The sequence below is a fragment of the Flavobacterium sp. FG68 genome (assembly GCF_057808895.1).
Map to the genome: position 1 here is coordinate 23,342 of NZ_JBMDIY010000041.1, position 16,433 is coordinate 39,774.

Consider the following 16,433-nt stretch of genomic DNA (forward strand, 5'->3'; position numbering starts at 1 on the left):
TGGTTTAAAGAGTTAGAATTTTTTCTTCGCTGCTGAACATACCTGATGAGTTTTCAGAAATTACTTTGAAGTGATGATAAATTCTTTCACCATCTTCATTTTTGATAACTAATTCATCTGTTCCCAGTTTAGTTTCCTGCAGAGGTAAATTCACAATAATTTCATTAGATGCTTTCTCGTGAATTTTTTCCCAGTTGCCTTGATTATTCATTTTATACAAATGATATTTACCGTTATGAACTGTTTTTCCCCAGCTAAAAATGACTGGTTTAAAGATTTCTCCGTTTGTTCCGGTTTCGATTCCCGAAGCTTCTAATACTGGAGATTCTGGCGAAACATTATCTGCAATTATAGTTGCCGTAATTTTTGATGGCTGCGAAGGAGCATAATCAATATTAACAATTCGGTTTAAGTCAGTCGAACTAGAATCTTCATATTCGATTTCTCTTGAAACTGTAACTCGGTAAAAAAGACCATCTCCAAATGGAACAGATTCCAGATCTTCAAATTCATCATAAACCGTCCAGACATTATCAAATTCATTAGACAAAGTTTCTTCATCAATTAAAACTTCTTTAACCGGAGTCATTGTTCTTATCGATTGTGCATCCTGCATTGATTTAGCACGGTAGATATTAATTTTCTTAATGTTGGATGTCGGGAGATAAGCATTTAATTCAAACTGAATAGCCGGCTTAATCCCTAAAACCTGATTTTCAAGAATTGGCATAATTCTCTTGATTTCCGGCATTCTAGGCGGAGTTGAAGAAACTAATTTTACAGGCCCTAAAAGATCACTAAATTGGCTAAAATTCATTTTAATGTCCATTTCACGAACAGCGTAGAAATAAATGCTCTGCGAATTTCCATCAAGATTAAAATCTGTAAACTGTGTAATATTATCAGTTTCGTTTACGATTTTCATCATTGGAGCAATATCAAAATCTGTGTCAGTTGGTTTTAAGGCATGACCATTTTTATCTTTAATAGTTTGCTTTTTATTAGTTGGAGTATATTCTGCTCCTTTAATGTGTTCATAAATAACTGGCACTTCCGTTAAGGGAACAAAAGCGGATTGAATAGCTTCTTCAATAAAATGGACAGCCAAAACAGGATTTTCAACTCCTTTAGAGATTATAACTTGATTTAACGCTGATATCGATGTGATTTCTACTTCATCGTCTATTGTTCCAGGTAGTGTTTCATTATGCCATTTAATAAAATCGTTAATTAGATTTTTTAATTCTTCATTATCCGGTAATGGGAAAGCAAAGCCTTCAGGATCATTTTCCGGAAAAATTTTATAATGACCATCTGTTTCAAGCTCATTAAAGTTTAAAAAGTTTTTCCATCTGTCTCTAAAATTAACTTCATCATTTCCACCAAGTTTTTGTAGTTCTTCACGAATCGTTTTTATAGTTTCTCTTTCATACAAAACATTTAAGAAGCTTTCTTCATTAGCTCTGTAATGCAATGCGCCATAAGGTTTACGGCTGTCTTCATATTTTGTAGTAAAAGTGAAAGTCGAACGATTATAAAAATCAGGTCTTGTAGCATAATAACTATCACATTTAATCTCTTCAGGTTTTACCGGTTTTTCAATTTTAACAGCATACATCGGACTAGGGATACTAATCTTTGATTTGTATTTCAAATTTGGTCTTACAGCACGTGTGCTGATTCCGAAAATAGAGTAGTGCGTACTTTCATTTGCTCTTGGCTGAATATTTTGTTCATTAATTCCAGATGCCGCATCTGCGTACAGGTAAACTTTATAACTAGGATAGTAGTTTACGTCTTGCTGTCCGATAATGATTTCATTGTATTTATCATCCATTATCTGATTCACATAATCTCCTAATTTGAAATCGGTATCATTAATATATAAAACTAAGTCACCTGTTTCACCAATATTTTCTGTTCGAACAACTTTAAATTCTTTTCGTGATTCTACGTGAATTGTACTTCCGGCTTTCACAGCACTTTTTCTAAACAAACGAACAATACCATTAGACCATTCTACAGAATTTTCGTTTCCGGTTTTGAATTGAGGATGTTGAGGTAAATGAAAACCTGGGAAAGTTATTTTGTATAATCCTAGGTGTTTTTTTATTAAGTCTTCACCTACAGCTAGCGGAATAGGATCCTCGTTTACATCTAATTTATATGATCCATCCGCATTCATTTCATAAGTTTTTTCCAAAACTCTTTCAATTACTGCAGGTTTAAAGATTCCCCTGGTTTTTTCCAGTTGTAAATCTTTTGTATTTTCACTTTTTGGCTGAATAACTTCACGATGAATCTCATTAAGATAAGCTGGGTATTCAACTTTAAAATCAATTCCCGGTTTATGCCAGTTACAAGATGACTGCATATTCTGTACAAGAGTACACAATCTGTTTTCAGGCATCTGAATTGATTTAATTTGATCAGAATCTATTGTGGCATCTCCATCTGCGTGAACACTATCACTGACTTCTTTTTTCAAGATTTCAATTAGTGCATAATCAAAGATCACAACATTATCAACTGTTTTGGTAACAACTTCTATACTTTTTACAATATAATTTTGATCTCCAATAGTCAGGATTCCTCCATCATACTTTTCTTTGTTGTCTTCTGTTAATGAGATTTTTATTTCCTGGCCGCTGCTTAAGACTTTATATTCTTTAATTTTAATAATCGAAGTCAAATTATCTGTACCATTATCAATAATGTCATCAATAGCAGCATATTCAACTTCTGGTAGTCCATCTTTGTAATACAGTTTAAAATGATCTGCAAATATTTCTTCACTATCAGGATAAATGCTGTTTTTGTCATCTTTTGCTGTTTCAGCAGACATATCTGCAGGAAGCGTATAATTTGTCAATTCCTGAGCTGAGTAATAATCAAACAATATTCTAACCAATGTTTTATCAGTTCCTGTAATCTTGCCAAGACGTTCTTGTTCAGAAGCTGAAGTAAACATTAACGGACTTTCGTCTGTAATTAAAAGCGAGTTGATGTTACTTGGCGGCATTAAATTGTTTGCCGGTTTAATATCTGATTTAATACTTATTTGTCTTCCGGTTGTTGCTCTCGAGAAAATATTAATACCATATCCCTGATAGATATAATTTTTTTCGCCTACTTCTTTCTGACGGATATTTATAATCGATTTTCCAGATTCAGGAATAATAATAGGAACAGACTCATAATTCGATTCTTCAAGATTTTTATTGACATTTTTGTATTCTAAATCATGTGATAATTCCGGTTTTACCCAATTGTCATCCAACTCTTCAACTTTATAATCAACTCCTACGTAAACAGGAAATGTAAAAGTACTTCCATCATATTCTTCTGGAGATTTAAAGAAATCTTTATGGTCTTTACTAACGTCATAATCCATGACATCATCCATAAATAAACTTACGTATCTTTTCTTTCCATCAAAACTGTATCCTTCCGGATCTGTAATGCTTGCAGTCTGACTTTCATTAGAATCCATATTTAATCCCGGAACAATTTTATTTAATTGTACAGGAAGAGACTGACGTTCTGTATTTAAAGATGTTGGAATACTCATAGAAAGATGCTGTCTTTCCTTTGCTCCAGCACCATCCAAATCACCCAAAGTGGTATATTCTGTTAGATAAACAAATTCTCCAGATAAAACTTCGTCATCCATATCAATACATCCCAAGCCTAACATACGTGCAATATGATAATCATTTGCTGCAATGTTTAAGAGCTCCAGATAAGATATTTTCGTGAATTTATCTTCATCTAATTTTTCCTCTTCTGTTAAAGTTCTTCCCGCATCAAGATCGCCAAAATTGATTATTTCAGATGCAGTTGGATTATCAGCTTTTTTACTTAATTCAAGATATTGATTAAGAATTTCTTTAATGTTTTTGTCACTTTCATCAGTTGGAATTGTCAACCTATTCCATTTATCCTTATAATTAGCAATATTTACATAGTCGTCTTCATTATACTTTAACCATTTTCCGTGAACGGCATTCAGCTTTGGTTCTAATTGTTCAAAAACTTTAGTATCGTCATCGCTTAGTCCATATTTTCCTTTTAAAGTCCAGTCTCCAGTTGTATTTGCCTGCGTGATAAAATCTGAGTAAAACTCAAAACTTATTGAATGTAAAAGACATTTATCAGCTTTCAATCGGATACTTTTTCCGTTTTCAGAAACCAAACGAATATTGTCTATTTGAGATGAAGAATACGTTTTACGATTTGAAACTTTTTTTTCTGCAATAAAATTATTTTCGGCAACAGATAGCGTTTCTAATCTTACTCTGCTCGAAGTGTTTACAGATGAAAAGTTTAATTCAGCAGCAAAAAATAATTCAGATTTATTTTCAATTTCGATCAAATTATTCCCATAAGCCTGAATAAAATCAGCAGGATTAACCAGTGGATCTATAGCAAGTTTAACCGATTTATATTTTGTTACATTATGAAAAGTGACATAAATTGATCTTGTTGAATTGAGAGGTTTATAAATCCATAATGCTTTTTGATTATCAACAACATTTGGTTTTTCACTTAAATCTAAAACATGAGTTTTCTTGATGTAAGGAGCTCTGTAAACTTTTACGAAGTCATCAGGTTTATTGTGATTTAATATATCACCTGTATATAAATCTCCTTTTGGAAGATGTTTTTCTCCTAATTTTCCAGTAAGCATCCAGCGAAGGTGAATTCCTTTTGTACTGTCAACTCCTCTCGATCCGGCAGCTGCAATTTGCAAATAAGTAGACTGCAGATTTGTTTTTGATGAATCAATATCAATTACAGCAGATCCTTTACCGACATTAAAGTTAATGCTGAATCCGGCATTGTTTTTAACGTTGTCCAGAAAAATTGGAGCCGAAGAATTTCCAAGAGCCAATGGTTTGCCTTCAATTTGAATTGCGACATCAACCTGAGCCGATCCAGGAATTGTAACAGCATTTTGAAGCCTGAAAATTAAACCATTTAAACTGCTTTTTTGATGAATTCTTGTTCCTGCACTTAATGTAAGCGGAATACGGCTTTTGTTTCTAAGAGTTAAAGTTCCGGCTGCTTCCTTTACTTTTTTGCCTTTCTTTAAAACTGGGTAAACAATTTTATTTTCAATAATGCTAACATTCGAAATACAACCTGTTTGAGCATTATTCAAATCAGTAATAAGTTGATTTAATTCTATCTCTAAAGTGCTGAAATCAGGAACCCTAAGATAATCTGAATCTAAAGCAGTAAGTTTATTTGATTTTAATTTTGGTTCTCTGCCCAAAAACGTATTTAACGGAGTTGTTAACTCATTTTCGCTTCCAATTTCACTTGTAACACCATAAACAAAAACCTGCGATTTTAAGTTTAACTCTGTGAATATATCTTTTAAGAATTGAGAATTGTTTACCTGAACACCATCTGTTACAACAAAAACAATATCAGGAGTAACAGCCAGATTCCTGACTTCATTTAAACCAGAAGCCCAATAATCAGACTGAACAGTAACTCTGCCTTGACCAAATAAAGTGATCCAGTTTAAAAAATCCTGTTTGTTATCTGCAATTTTTTTCTGGATAACATTATCGGGTCTAACAGCTGTATCGCTGTTAGACATTCCGATTAATGAAAGTGTGATGTTGCTTTGGGAGTGAGAATTGATAAATGAAGTCAGCCCGCCTCTAATTTGCTGTGCTTCATTGGAGCTAATCGAACCCGATTCGTCAACAACGATTGCTATATATTTTTCGCAGCCAGAGAGTTGGCTTTCCTGAAGATTTATAGAACTCATTTTTTTCTTGTTTTTAAAGATTTGTATTTTCTGATAGTTGTACCTCTATGTTTTGCTTGACAATAGATTCTGTTAATGCTGTTCCTCCATTTTTCCACATTCTGTAATCAAACTGAATGTTTAGGTTTTCCTTTGGAATTATTTTGCTGTTTAGCATAATTAAAGCCTGTGAATAATCTTTAGAATGCAATACTTTATATCCAGTTTTAGGATTTAGTGATTCATCAACAACTACAATTGAATCCTTGATTTCTTCCAAAGGCATTTTAGGAATATTAAATGGCTCCGGATTACGAATTAAAAGAGCGATGATATTACCAGTATTTGTGTCGATAATTTTATTGATCTCGGTATTTTGTGCCGGATCAAGAGGAGACATTTTTAAGATTCCTTCAATTGCACGATCAAATGAATGCTGGTATTTTGATGCCATTGAATCACTTAATGCGTTAGCCGTATTTTCTGCGAAAACCAAATGATATAGGCTGTCAATTTGTTCCTGAACTACATTCAGTTTGACATCATACAATGCTCTTTGTGATTGATCTTCACTTAAATAATAACTTTCAATTTGTTCTTTGAAATCTTTGTAACGAGAAGTCTGGAACCCGAATTGATGTACCAATACGTTTTTGCTTAAGCTGGTAGTTCCATGCTGTTCATCATCAAAAAAGTTATTTACTAAAACAGTATAAAGCTTAGAAGGTTTTAAATCAGTTAATTTGACCTCATATCTATATGATTTTGGTTTTATAGGATCGCCCCAAGTTAAACTACATCTCATTGCTGATTTATCAGTAAGAATATTGTTTATCAATTGAATACCTAATGGAATTCTAGGATCATTATCGTCTTTCCAATCATTAATTGTTTCAATTGGTTTTGGATATGCTATTTCTTCATTTTTAAACGGATATTCGATAAGCAAATCAGTCAGCGGGTCTTTAATAAAAAGATTTATTTTTCCTTTTATTTTAGGTACGTCATTATTATAAGGTCCCCAATCTTTAAACATGTGATATGCATAAGGATTTGTAAAAAACAAAGAAACTTTGCATTGTTGATTTCCATAAAACGCAGGTTTCGATTGCAATAAACTTCCATCAGCATTTGGATAAGAGCGATTGTAATCTAAATATTGTCTTAATGAAGTCAATGGCGATTTCGACAACTCAGTCAACTCGTTTTTAACTGGCGGCTGTTCATTAGGCTTTACTGGTTTATCAGGAACCGGATAATGACCTACTGGTCCTAAAGTTTTAAATCCATAGAAATAATTAAAATCTTTTGTGTCTTTGTCATCTACTGTGTCAGTTAAAGTGAAGTCTAAACAATACGTTGTATTTGGTCTCCAAATTGGCTGAACAGTATGTTCTACTGCAGTTTTCATTGCTTCTCGATCGTCTTCTACAGCATCGATTTGAGGAATGGTTGTATTATGGAAATAACTTTCTTTACTCAGCCATTCAACACTTTGAATTGAAGTTGTATAATCCAATTCAGGATCTTCTTCAGCATTTCCGTTAGAACAAATCATCTCATTAACCGAAATTAATTTTGAATTTTTAGGAGCTCTTGCATAATTCACTTTTTCAACTAATGTAGTTGTTGTAAAACTTGTCATTTCAGTTGTTAAAGCTGATGCAGAAGTTGTTATCGTAACAATTTGCTCAGGATATAAAGAACAATTATCAAACTGATCTGTAAATAATGAAAAATAAACACCTTTTTCTTTTGGTTTAGATGAAAGCATTAAAATTTCATTTTCAGAAGGTTTATTTTGAAGATGGATAATCGACGCATTTTCTACATTGCTTCCTCTTTTAATTAATCTTGTAAGTGCTAATGCTGAACTAAATACAAATAAATACTTCGTGTTATAAGCAACAATCGAATTATCTGCCAGAGTACTGTTTGATAAATAAATTGGAGAATCAAAAACCGTATCTTGTTTTACAATATCTAATGAATTTCCTGTAATTTGAGCTAAACCAAATTTTTCATTTGAGAACTTAACAGTAACTAAAACTTTTCCGTTTGCAATAACAGCATCAATAATTTCAGAAACTGAAGGATCAGAAATAACCTTTGTATCCATTACTTCAATTGCATTTGTACTGGTATTAAGATTAAAATGAATAATCTTTTTGTCTTTAGTAACTAAACTAAATTCAGCAGTATTATGCTGCAGCACTTTAATGACAGTTCCATTTACTTTCACACGCTTAATAAGAGCACGATCGGTTCCGTTAACCCAATTAATCTGTGTTTCGGTTTCTAATGCATTAACCCAAAGCAATTCGTTATTTGCAAGAGGCAGTACTTTGTTAAATCCTAATGAATAGCTGTTTAAATACTGTACTCCAGAACTTAAATTTAGTTCATCATCAAGCTCCGTAATAGTCATCGCAGCAATAGGAGATGTACAGCCAATAATAAGATCAAAATCTACAATAGCTTCTCCAATTACTTTACATTGCTTCGCATTCAATGCCTGAGTGATTAGTAAATTATCATTTACAACCTGCATAGAAGTAACCACTCCGTTTAGTAAACGTTCTCTTAAAATAGCTCCTTTTGAATCAACTTGTAACAGAACCGTTGTATCAACTTTCGGATGAAAAGCAATAATGTAGGTGTCATTGAATTTAATTACTTTATCAAAAGCATAAATATTTTTTCCTTTATATCCATAATAATTGGTAAAAGTCAATTTATTTGGAGCACCTACAGATGGATTCTCATTTCCGGCATTAATTTTTAATGATGCCAATTCAGCTAATAACTCATTATATTTAGTCATATTACCAGGTAAAGAGATAGAAACTTCACCCGTTTCGCTGCTGTATGTCTCATTAAATAAAGCGGCTATTTCATTTCTAATTTCATAAATACGTTTTGCATAAGTAGATAAAGGAATGATTACAATTTTATCAATTTTAGTTTTTGATATTGGTTCAGTTTCTTCACTTAATAATTTTATACATTTTAACAATTCAGCTTTAGTATAAGTTAAATCATATTGGGCTGTATCAGTATCTGTTTTTTTAAGTTTAATTGGTTTATACGAAACTGATTTTGCATTATTTTCAGTAATAGCAGTAAAGGCTTTTATAACAACTTCTTTCGCCTGAGTTGTTATTTGGAAAACCGGTTCAATTGCTGAATCTGGAAAAATAACCTCTAACTGATTATTGTTTTTGAAAGACAAAGATTTATTGTAACCATGCGGGTTTGTTTGTCCCGAAATACTCATAAAATCTAAACCTTCAATTGTATTATCTTCAGTGATTTCTGAAAGTTCTCCAATTAATTTAAAAAACAATCCATTGATTTTATCTGCTTCATGTTGAGATGGAACATAATAACGTAAACCAATTTTCTTGTTAAGGAAATCAGTATGTTTTGGTTCAATTTCCACAGAAGGACAGAATAATTTAGACGAAGTAATCCCGAATTGCTCCGGAACGTGCCATCCTGGTTCAGCTGCACTTAAGAATGAAAATGGATTGGTTCCTAATACACGAATACTATCATATTGATCAATTGCTTTCTGCCATTGTGCCCAAGGTAAATTGCTTAAATCTTCTGCTGCATCAATATTTTTTACAGCTTCAAATGGATAATAATCTTCCCATGCTGAACCATTCCATGATTTTATATCAATAGATTTAATTGCATATTGATGTTTCACCTGACGTGGTTTCTTAGCTGTTTTAGGATTATCGTCTTTTGGAGGCATAAAATCGGTATAGTTTTTAGCATCGCCGGTATAACCTCCAATTTTGTGTGACAATTCAGGATTTGGTAATACTCCTTTTGCCATTTTAATATCGATGTATGTATCTAAAGGAATTACTTGTGTAATAAGTTCTGCTTTAGGCATTCCATTAGAAAACTTACTTGGATCATAGTCATTGTCATCTGTTGATTTGAAATAATCGAGTGCAAAAGCTTGATTGGTAAGCATGTGAACTCCTTTTACATTTTCTAAAGTTCTGTTGTCAACTCCATCACCAAATGTTCCTTTAGGCAGCGGGCTGTAAGGTGTAAGATCAACGATTCGATTAATATCCCATTGAATTTCGACTACAAAGTTTTTACGGACTCTTATAAAACCAATTTTTACACGAACACTTAACTCCAGTTTAGCATAAATTAAGAATGGTCTGAATGATTCTACAGAGAAAATAGTATCTAAAACAATCTCCACATTAATGATCCAAAGTTTAATTTGAATACCACCGCCGGCCGTAATATATCCACCCATTTGCGGACGTTTGAACGAAATTTTTCCGCCAAGTTCCAGATATGCCCACAGTTTTACTCTAGCAGGACCAAAGCTTTTATCTAAATTGAAATCTAATCGGGCACCGGCTTCAATTCCCTGAGCCGAAAGCATAATAAAGGCTTTAGCACTAAATAAGGTTAATATATCAGCTTGGATAGGATTCTCTTTTGTTCCAATGTTTACATACCAAGGCTTTTGATTTTTAAAGAAGAATCCGGCTTCTAATAACGCATGAAGTTTAAAGATTTCACCGCTGTCTTTCGGAATACTAAAATCTGCTCCGGCTGCCAGTTCTAATGAATCATCGCCAAAGGCAACCATTGCGAAGAATGGAGGATTACTAGGATCATCTTCAATAAGTCCTAATCGTCCGGCAACAACATTTAATCCCGCTTCGATATAAAACAGAGTAGGCAGAGACAATAAAAGCATGGCTCTTAGAGACAATACATGTCCGCCGTCTGCAACGGTTCCAAAAGTAGCTCCGGCTCCTATAGAGAACGGAGAATTGTATTGCATAGAATCTGGCGGCCCGCTGAATTTTCTAATATTAATACCTGGTTTTGGAGCTTTGTAAAACTCATACCAAGAATTATCTTTTTTCAATCCTGCGGCTTCTTTTGTGGCCACATATCTAAAACCTAGCAAACCTCTAAAAGCAGAAATAGCAAGGAATCCAAGTGGAATAGGAGTAGGGAGTTCGATATGAGCATCAATTAAGAATGCTGGATATTTTGGCATAAAACGCATTCCAACACCTCCAGAAATTTTTGCTTTTGGCAGTTTTAAACCAACTTCGCCAATAAATTCCTGTGATTTTCCAGGTTCAGGAAGTGAAATCATACCATTAATGATTGCCATTGCTGATGCTTCAGTAGCTGTTCCCGGAATAATTAAGTCAACTTCAATAGTTTGAATTCTTAAGAAAGATTTTGCTTTACGATCGTCTTCATCATTGCCATCCGTAGGATAGTAAAATTTCACACCTTCTCCACGAGCATCAACTCCAAGCGGATTGATACTGATGGCTCCGTCAAACCCCCAGAAATTATATTTACGGCCGTTAATTTGGGTTGAACCAAAACTAATATTGGTAACTGCCATTTGAACTGGTCCAAGATTTACAGAAAGACTGATAGGAATAGGAATTGATCCTCCTTCAACTTCAATATTTCCATCGCTGTAAATACGAAGTTTTTCAACATCAAAGCCCTGACCTTTCATAAGGTTTCCAATTAAAGAGCCTTGAGGAAAAGAAATATGACATGAAGTTCCTATATAAAAGTCATCATCTTGTTTTCCTAGTTCAAAACTGTTAAAGTCAAATTTTACGAGATCAAATAAATTTGCTGTCGGTTTATTTTCCTTAGGGAAAGAAGCGGTAAGGTTGAAGTCGCCATCATCTTGTAAGTGACCTTCAAGATCTATTTTAAAAGGATCGTTGCCCTTTTTGAATTTTTCAATTTCTAAGGCACCCTTAATATTAGAACCAATTACTTTGTTTTGTTTAAATGAAATATCAAACTTATTGAAACCAATTTTGAAGCCTTTATTAGACGAGCCAATTGTTTTCCAAAGTGTATTGTCATATAATTCCAGTAAAAAGTTCTGATAATCTTTAGCCTCTGTAAAAATATAAGTTGTAGAAGCTTCAATAGTAGGTGAATCTACCGAAGAAAGTGTTGTTAACGATAAAGGATAATCAAATGCATAAGGAGTTTTTTTAGTATTTAATTCCTGTAAAAAAACAAGTAAAGAGGCATAATCAGCAATTTCTTTTTTATTTGCCACACCACTTTGATCTTTTTCGAACATTGTGATTGGGTAATTAAAATTGAATTTGTTGTTGAAATAATTGAATGCACCATTTGTACTTGGAACTGTTTCCAGATAAATATTCCCCGAAAGACCGCCAGAACCCACTAATAAATCAGAAGCACCAATTTTTAATGTTGGCGTTGTATTTAGTGGATTTTCTTCAATTTTGTTAAACCATTTTGATGGCAGGGTAACTGAAACAGCACGCGCATAAACTCCAACGAAATCATTTGGACGTCCGTCTGCATCAGCTTCCGGAATATTGGTTTTCTTGCTTAAGTCAACTTTTAAAGTATCTAATTGGAGAATTAAACCAGTATTACCAATCATGGCATACTCTGATGGTTTTAATGATCCTCCTAATTCTAGTTGATACCCAATTCCTTCTTCAGTATCAGCATACAATTGTGCCTGACCAAATACAAACATTGATTTTGCTGTTGGATCTGGAAGAGCCTCGCCTTTATCTGTAACAGGTTTTAAAATGTTTTGAGGAAACTCGATACCAGCACTTAAAGCTAAAGTTGCTTTTGCCTTTGGTGTAATAATTCTTTTAATATGTGCTTCGATACCATCTGGAACAATAATGTTGTAGAATTCCTGTAGTTTTTGTTTTGTTTCGCTTAAATCTGATTTTAAGATATAAGTTGCAAATAATAATAGCGAAACAGATTCTGTAATTGCCGGATTGTTTTTAATAAGCGTGATTACAGCATTAATGGATTGTTCAGTTCCTTCTAGGAATTCTAATTTTTGTACTCCAGTTAAATTCTCAATATCATTAATATCTTCTAAAAGCTGTTCGTATTTTGTTTTTCCTTCTTCAGCTTCAACAAAAATATTCAGCATGTGAGCCACAACTTGTTCTTCGCTGATGCGGAAAACTTGTAATCCTACCGAATAAAAATCTTTTACTGAAAAAGAAAAATTGCTTGAACTGAAAGTTTTTAGAAAAGCTAAAATTTCCCACTGATATTCTAACGTAATTGGGAATGACGAAATAGACGAATCTCCGTCTAAATCGGGATTAAGTACAAGCCCTAAACCAAAAGGCAATGGAATCGCAAGTTTTTCGCTTGTTACAATATCAAGACTGTAAAAAGCCGAGTCGCCGCGATATCCTTTTGAATATTGTAAATTTTTATAATGAATTTTATTGAAAATGTCATTTAAGCCATTTTCTACAAAGGATAAAAACTCCGGTAAGTCATCTACGGTAATTACCTCAGATAGTCGAGGATAATACCTTGCCGTAGGAATTGGAGTCGCTGGAATTGGATTAGTTGGCATATTCTAATTTGTTTTTGACTTTAATTTTCGTTCGTGTTTTTGCATGATTAAATTCTTGTTTTGATAAACCAAACGAAGCATTCAAATAATGAATAGATTATTTGATACACCAGGTTTACTATATTTTTTGATTTAGATAATGCCTCGAAAAAAGCAGCTGAAAAATTGATTTTTTTTTGCAGTATTTTCCTTTTGATAGTGTAAAGATCAGCCTAAAAAAGAGGTTTAAAAAACAGCTGCTTAGTGGTTGAACATTGATGTTCTGGGACTTTACAGAGTTGTAAAGAGAGTGGATATAGATAAGTTAAGTTTTGTAGAAAAAGAGTATTAAAATTACATTCTAATTCTTTCAACTAAAGTTGATGTAATAGCAGTATAAGCTCGTATTGCTTGATTATTAGTGTTTACATTTGCAGCATCATCAAATTCTATTACTCTTCTGCAGAAAAGCTGTGCTGTTACAGTATTAAGATTTTTAGAACTAGATTTATTGACACTATCATAGGCATAATAGCCATTGAATAATCCCCAATTTGCATCCCATCCTGTTCGCGTTCCTGCTAAATTTGCTGTAGTTCCTGTTTTGTTAACATTATCAATTAAAACTAATTCGCTAATGTATCCTGCACCCGAATAATTAGGTGAAAGCAATGCATTGGTAAATTTTATTACAATTTGGAATTTATTGACTTTTGGAGCAATACTTCCACCTCCCGCAGTGACATCACCAGCACTTGCCATAATAGTTAGTTTACCCAGAAAACTATTTGATAAACTTCCTGTATTGAAAGTTCCAAGAAGCGTATCTTTTGTATCATTAATCGTTATATAAGGTGCAGGAGTATCAATAATTTTTTGTTCACCATTTAAAATAATTTTAATGTAACTTCCGTCATCTTCTGTAAGCATATATCTTACTCCGCTTCTTGTTGTCCAGAGTTTACCAGAACTGTCACGTTCAATAGCTCCATTTTGTAATGTTGAGGTCAATGTGCCATTAGGAATAAAAAGAGATGGTGTTGTTGTATTCCCAGCGGCCAATGTAACTTTATTAGTAAAATTCCAAGGTCCGGAAATAGTTTGAGACTGAGACTTAATCCATGTCCACCAGTTGAATAATTTGGAGCGGCTTACCATCTTATTGTCTTCAGATACAGTTTGCGTTATTTGAGTTTCTGAATCTGTAGCAATAACAGCCGTAAGTTTTCCACTCAAACCTTTTACAGTAGGAAAATCGGCAGATCCTTCTAAATCTCCTGCTAATTTTAGAGTTCCTTTTACAGATGGAGTCGCATCAACTGTTGCTGAGATACCTATGTAATCGATTAATCCTCCGTTATTTGTGTTATTAATAGCACGCATTACAAAGTGAGCGCTTTCTTCAGGTTTTAAAACTAGATTGTTAGCTCCTGGTATATTAAATTTAAAATTGCCAGATCCTAAGTTATGAAAAATAGTAACATTTGTTAAGCTTCCATTTTTTAAAATAAAGTCACGGCCATGATATAAATTTTTTGAATCTTGAATATTTAAGGATTTTAAGCCTGTCATTCCTTGTTCGAATTTCAAGTATGATTTATCATCAACGTCAACCATGTCAATGTCGCCTATATAAAACATATGGAAGAAGCTTTTGGAGGTTTTGGTAATAAACTCATCGGGAGAGACATTATCAATCATATCTTTTAATACTTTTCCTTGTCTTGCGTCTAATGCTTTTCCTTCAGTTGTGCAATCAAGTTCGTTGTATTTTTCGGTTTGAAGATTGTTTAGATCATTAAACTCCAGTTCACCTTTTTCGTTAGTTATTAAAATTTTGTTAGATTTATTTGTTTCTAAATCTGCCACTCTGATTCTGTTGTGATTTGTGCTCATTTTTAATTAATTATTACGGGTTTTAAAATTTATAGGCGTTTATTAAGGCTTATGGGGGTTACCGTAATTTATTCTGGTTGATTTTATGCTTTTAGAGAAGATGTTTTTATACCTTATTTTAGTATGTTTTCAACCAAAATGGATTGTTTTAAAAATTGTGTTAGTGGCGTCACAATAGTTTTATTTTACCGAGTTTATAAAATATTTTGGGTAATCATTGACTTTCAGAAAAGCCAATAAAAGGTTAGGGAACTTAATTTGTAAGTTCCAGATTGGGTTTTAAAAATGTGATTTTTTGAATTTGTTAGATTATCATTTTCTGTGAAGAAGAATGATGTTTTTAAGGGAGCTCAAAGACAATTTTGTCTTTGAGCTTTTATATACTTTGCGTTCACGAGCGAGATGCTCGCGTAAGCGAGGGGTTAAAATTCTCTTTCTAATTGAGCAACATATTGACTTTGTGTTAAATTGAAATCATTAGATTCTAATATTAAACTAAAAATTATATTATTCAAAGTAATTAAAAAATGAGTATCTGATGTTGACCATCTTTTGTATTTTGATGGATTTGCTTTTATTGCAGCAAAGGCTTCACCAACTATGGCTTTATAACTATCGCCTGCAAGACATTGTTCTTTAAATTTCTTAAGTTCTATTAAAAAATCTCTCAAGCCTATCGTAGATACTTCATATCTTTCTACTTTGTCAAAATCTCCATATCGAGATACTGCTGTTTCAGAAAATACATGAAACAAATCTGTACCCCAATCTAAATACTCTAGGCCACCAGAAATAACCGCATTTAATTCTGCTAGTGTCTTTGTAATCTCATTTATTGACATTTCAGATAAAGATGATGCTTGATCTAAATCTGAAGAACCAACTCCAATCATTACATATCTTTGTGTATAATATCTTGTTACTGTTAATTGGTATTCATATGACATATTACATCTATTTATTGTTGCAAATCTCCATTATAGTTGCGTGAATATATCTGCGCGATCGGAACTTTATTCTAATTCAATAAACAATTTGTTGTTGTTTTGAATGCTGGAGGCACAAATTTGTTTAATAGCATTGTATGCTGACAATAAATTTTGTGGAACATTGCTTTCTATTAACAAAAGTTGATTTTTAAATTCTTCTTTTTGTTTGCATTCCCATCGTTCGTCATACCATCCTTCACATTTGAAATAGTTATACATGACGCTGTCTTTGCTATATTGACCCAATGGAATTAATGATAAAATTTCATTAAAATGAAAGTGAAGAATCTTTACTTCAAATATTGCTAAATTATTATTTGTTTTTTCATTTAATACAATACATACTTCACCAATATATTCTGAATATAAATCTATTTTTTGCATA

Annotated in this window: 5 protein-coding genes; all 5 read right to left on the minus strand. The window is 32.9% G+C overall.

Annotated features, from left to right (window positions below; all coding sequences use genetic code 11):
* Nucleotides 1–4 precede the first annotated feature (4 nt).
* Entirely contained in the window at nt 5–5,785 is a 5,781-nt protein-coding gene (locus ACODSB_RS21040) for a vWA domain-containing protein (protein WP_488938464.1), read from the minus strand.
* Between the two features lie 13 nt (nt 5,786–5,798).
* Complete coding sequence (locus tag ACODSB_RS21045) at nt 5,799–13,184, minus strand: hypothetical protein (RefSeq protein WP_488938465.1); 7,386 nt, start codon at nt 13,182–13,184, stop codon at nt 5,799–5,801.
* Nucleotides 13,185–13,517: 333 nt separating this feature from the next.
* Nucleotides 13,518–15,059, minus strand: a complete 1,542-nt coding sequence (locus ACODSB_RS21050; RefSeq protein ID WP_488938466.1) for a hypothetical protein — start codon at nt 15,057–15,059, stop codon at nt 13,518–13,520.
* A gap of 422 nt (nt 15,060–15,481) precedes the next feature.
* Nucleotides 15,482–16,006, minus strand: a complete 525-nt coding sequence (locus ACODSB_RS21055; RefSeq protein WP_488938467.1) for a hypothetical protein — start codon at nt 16,004–16,006, stop codon at nt 15,482–15,484.
* Nucleotides 16,007–16,072: 66 nt separating this feature from the next.
* Nucleotides 16,073–16,432 carry a hypothetical protein gene (locus ACODSB_RS21060; protein WP_488938468.1) on the minus strand — a complete coding sequence of 120 codons (360 nt, stop codon included), beginning with the start codon at nt 16,430–16,432 and terminating at the stop codon, nt 16,073–16,075.
* Nucleotide 16,433 lies beyond the last annotated feature (1 nt).

Coding starts and splice junctions, on each gene's coding strand:
- ACODSB_RS21040 (WP_488938464.1), bottom strand. CDS start 5,785: ATGAGTTCTATAAATCTTCAGGAAAGCCAACTCTCTGGCTGCGAAAAA.
- ACODSB_RS21045 (WP_488938465.1), bottom strand. CDS start 13,184: ATGCCAACTAATCCAATTCCAGCGACTCCAATTCCTACGGCAAGGTAT.
- ACODSB_RS21050 (WP_488938466.1), bottom strand. CDS start 15,059: ATGAGCACAAATCACAACAGAATCAGAGTGGCAGATTTAGAAACAAAT.
- ACODSB_RS21055 (WP_488938467.1), bottom strand. CDS start 16,006: ATGTCATATGAATACCAATTAACAGTAACAAGATATTATACACAAAGA.
- ACODSB_RS21060 (WP_488938468.1), bottom strand. CDS start 16,432: ATGCAAAAAATAGATTTATATTCAGAATATATTGGTGAAGTATGTATT.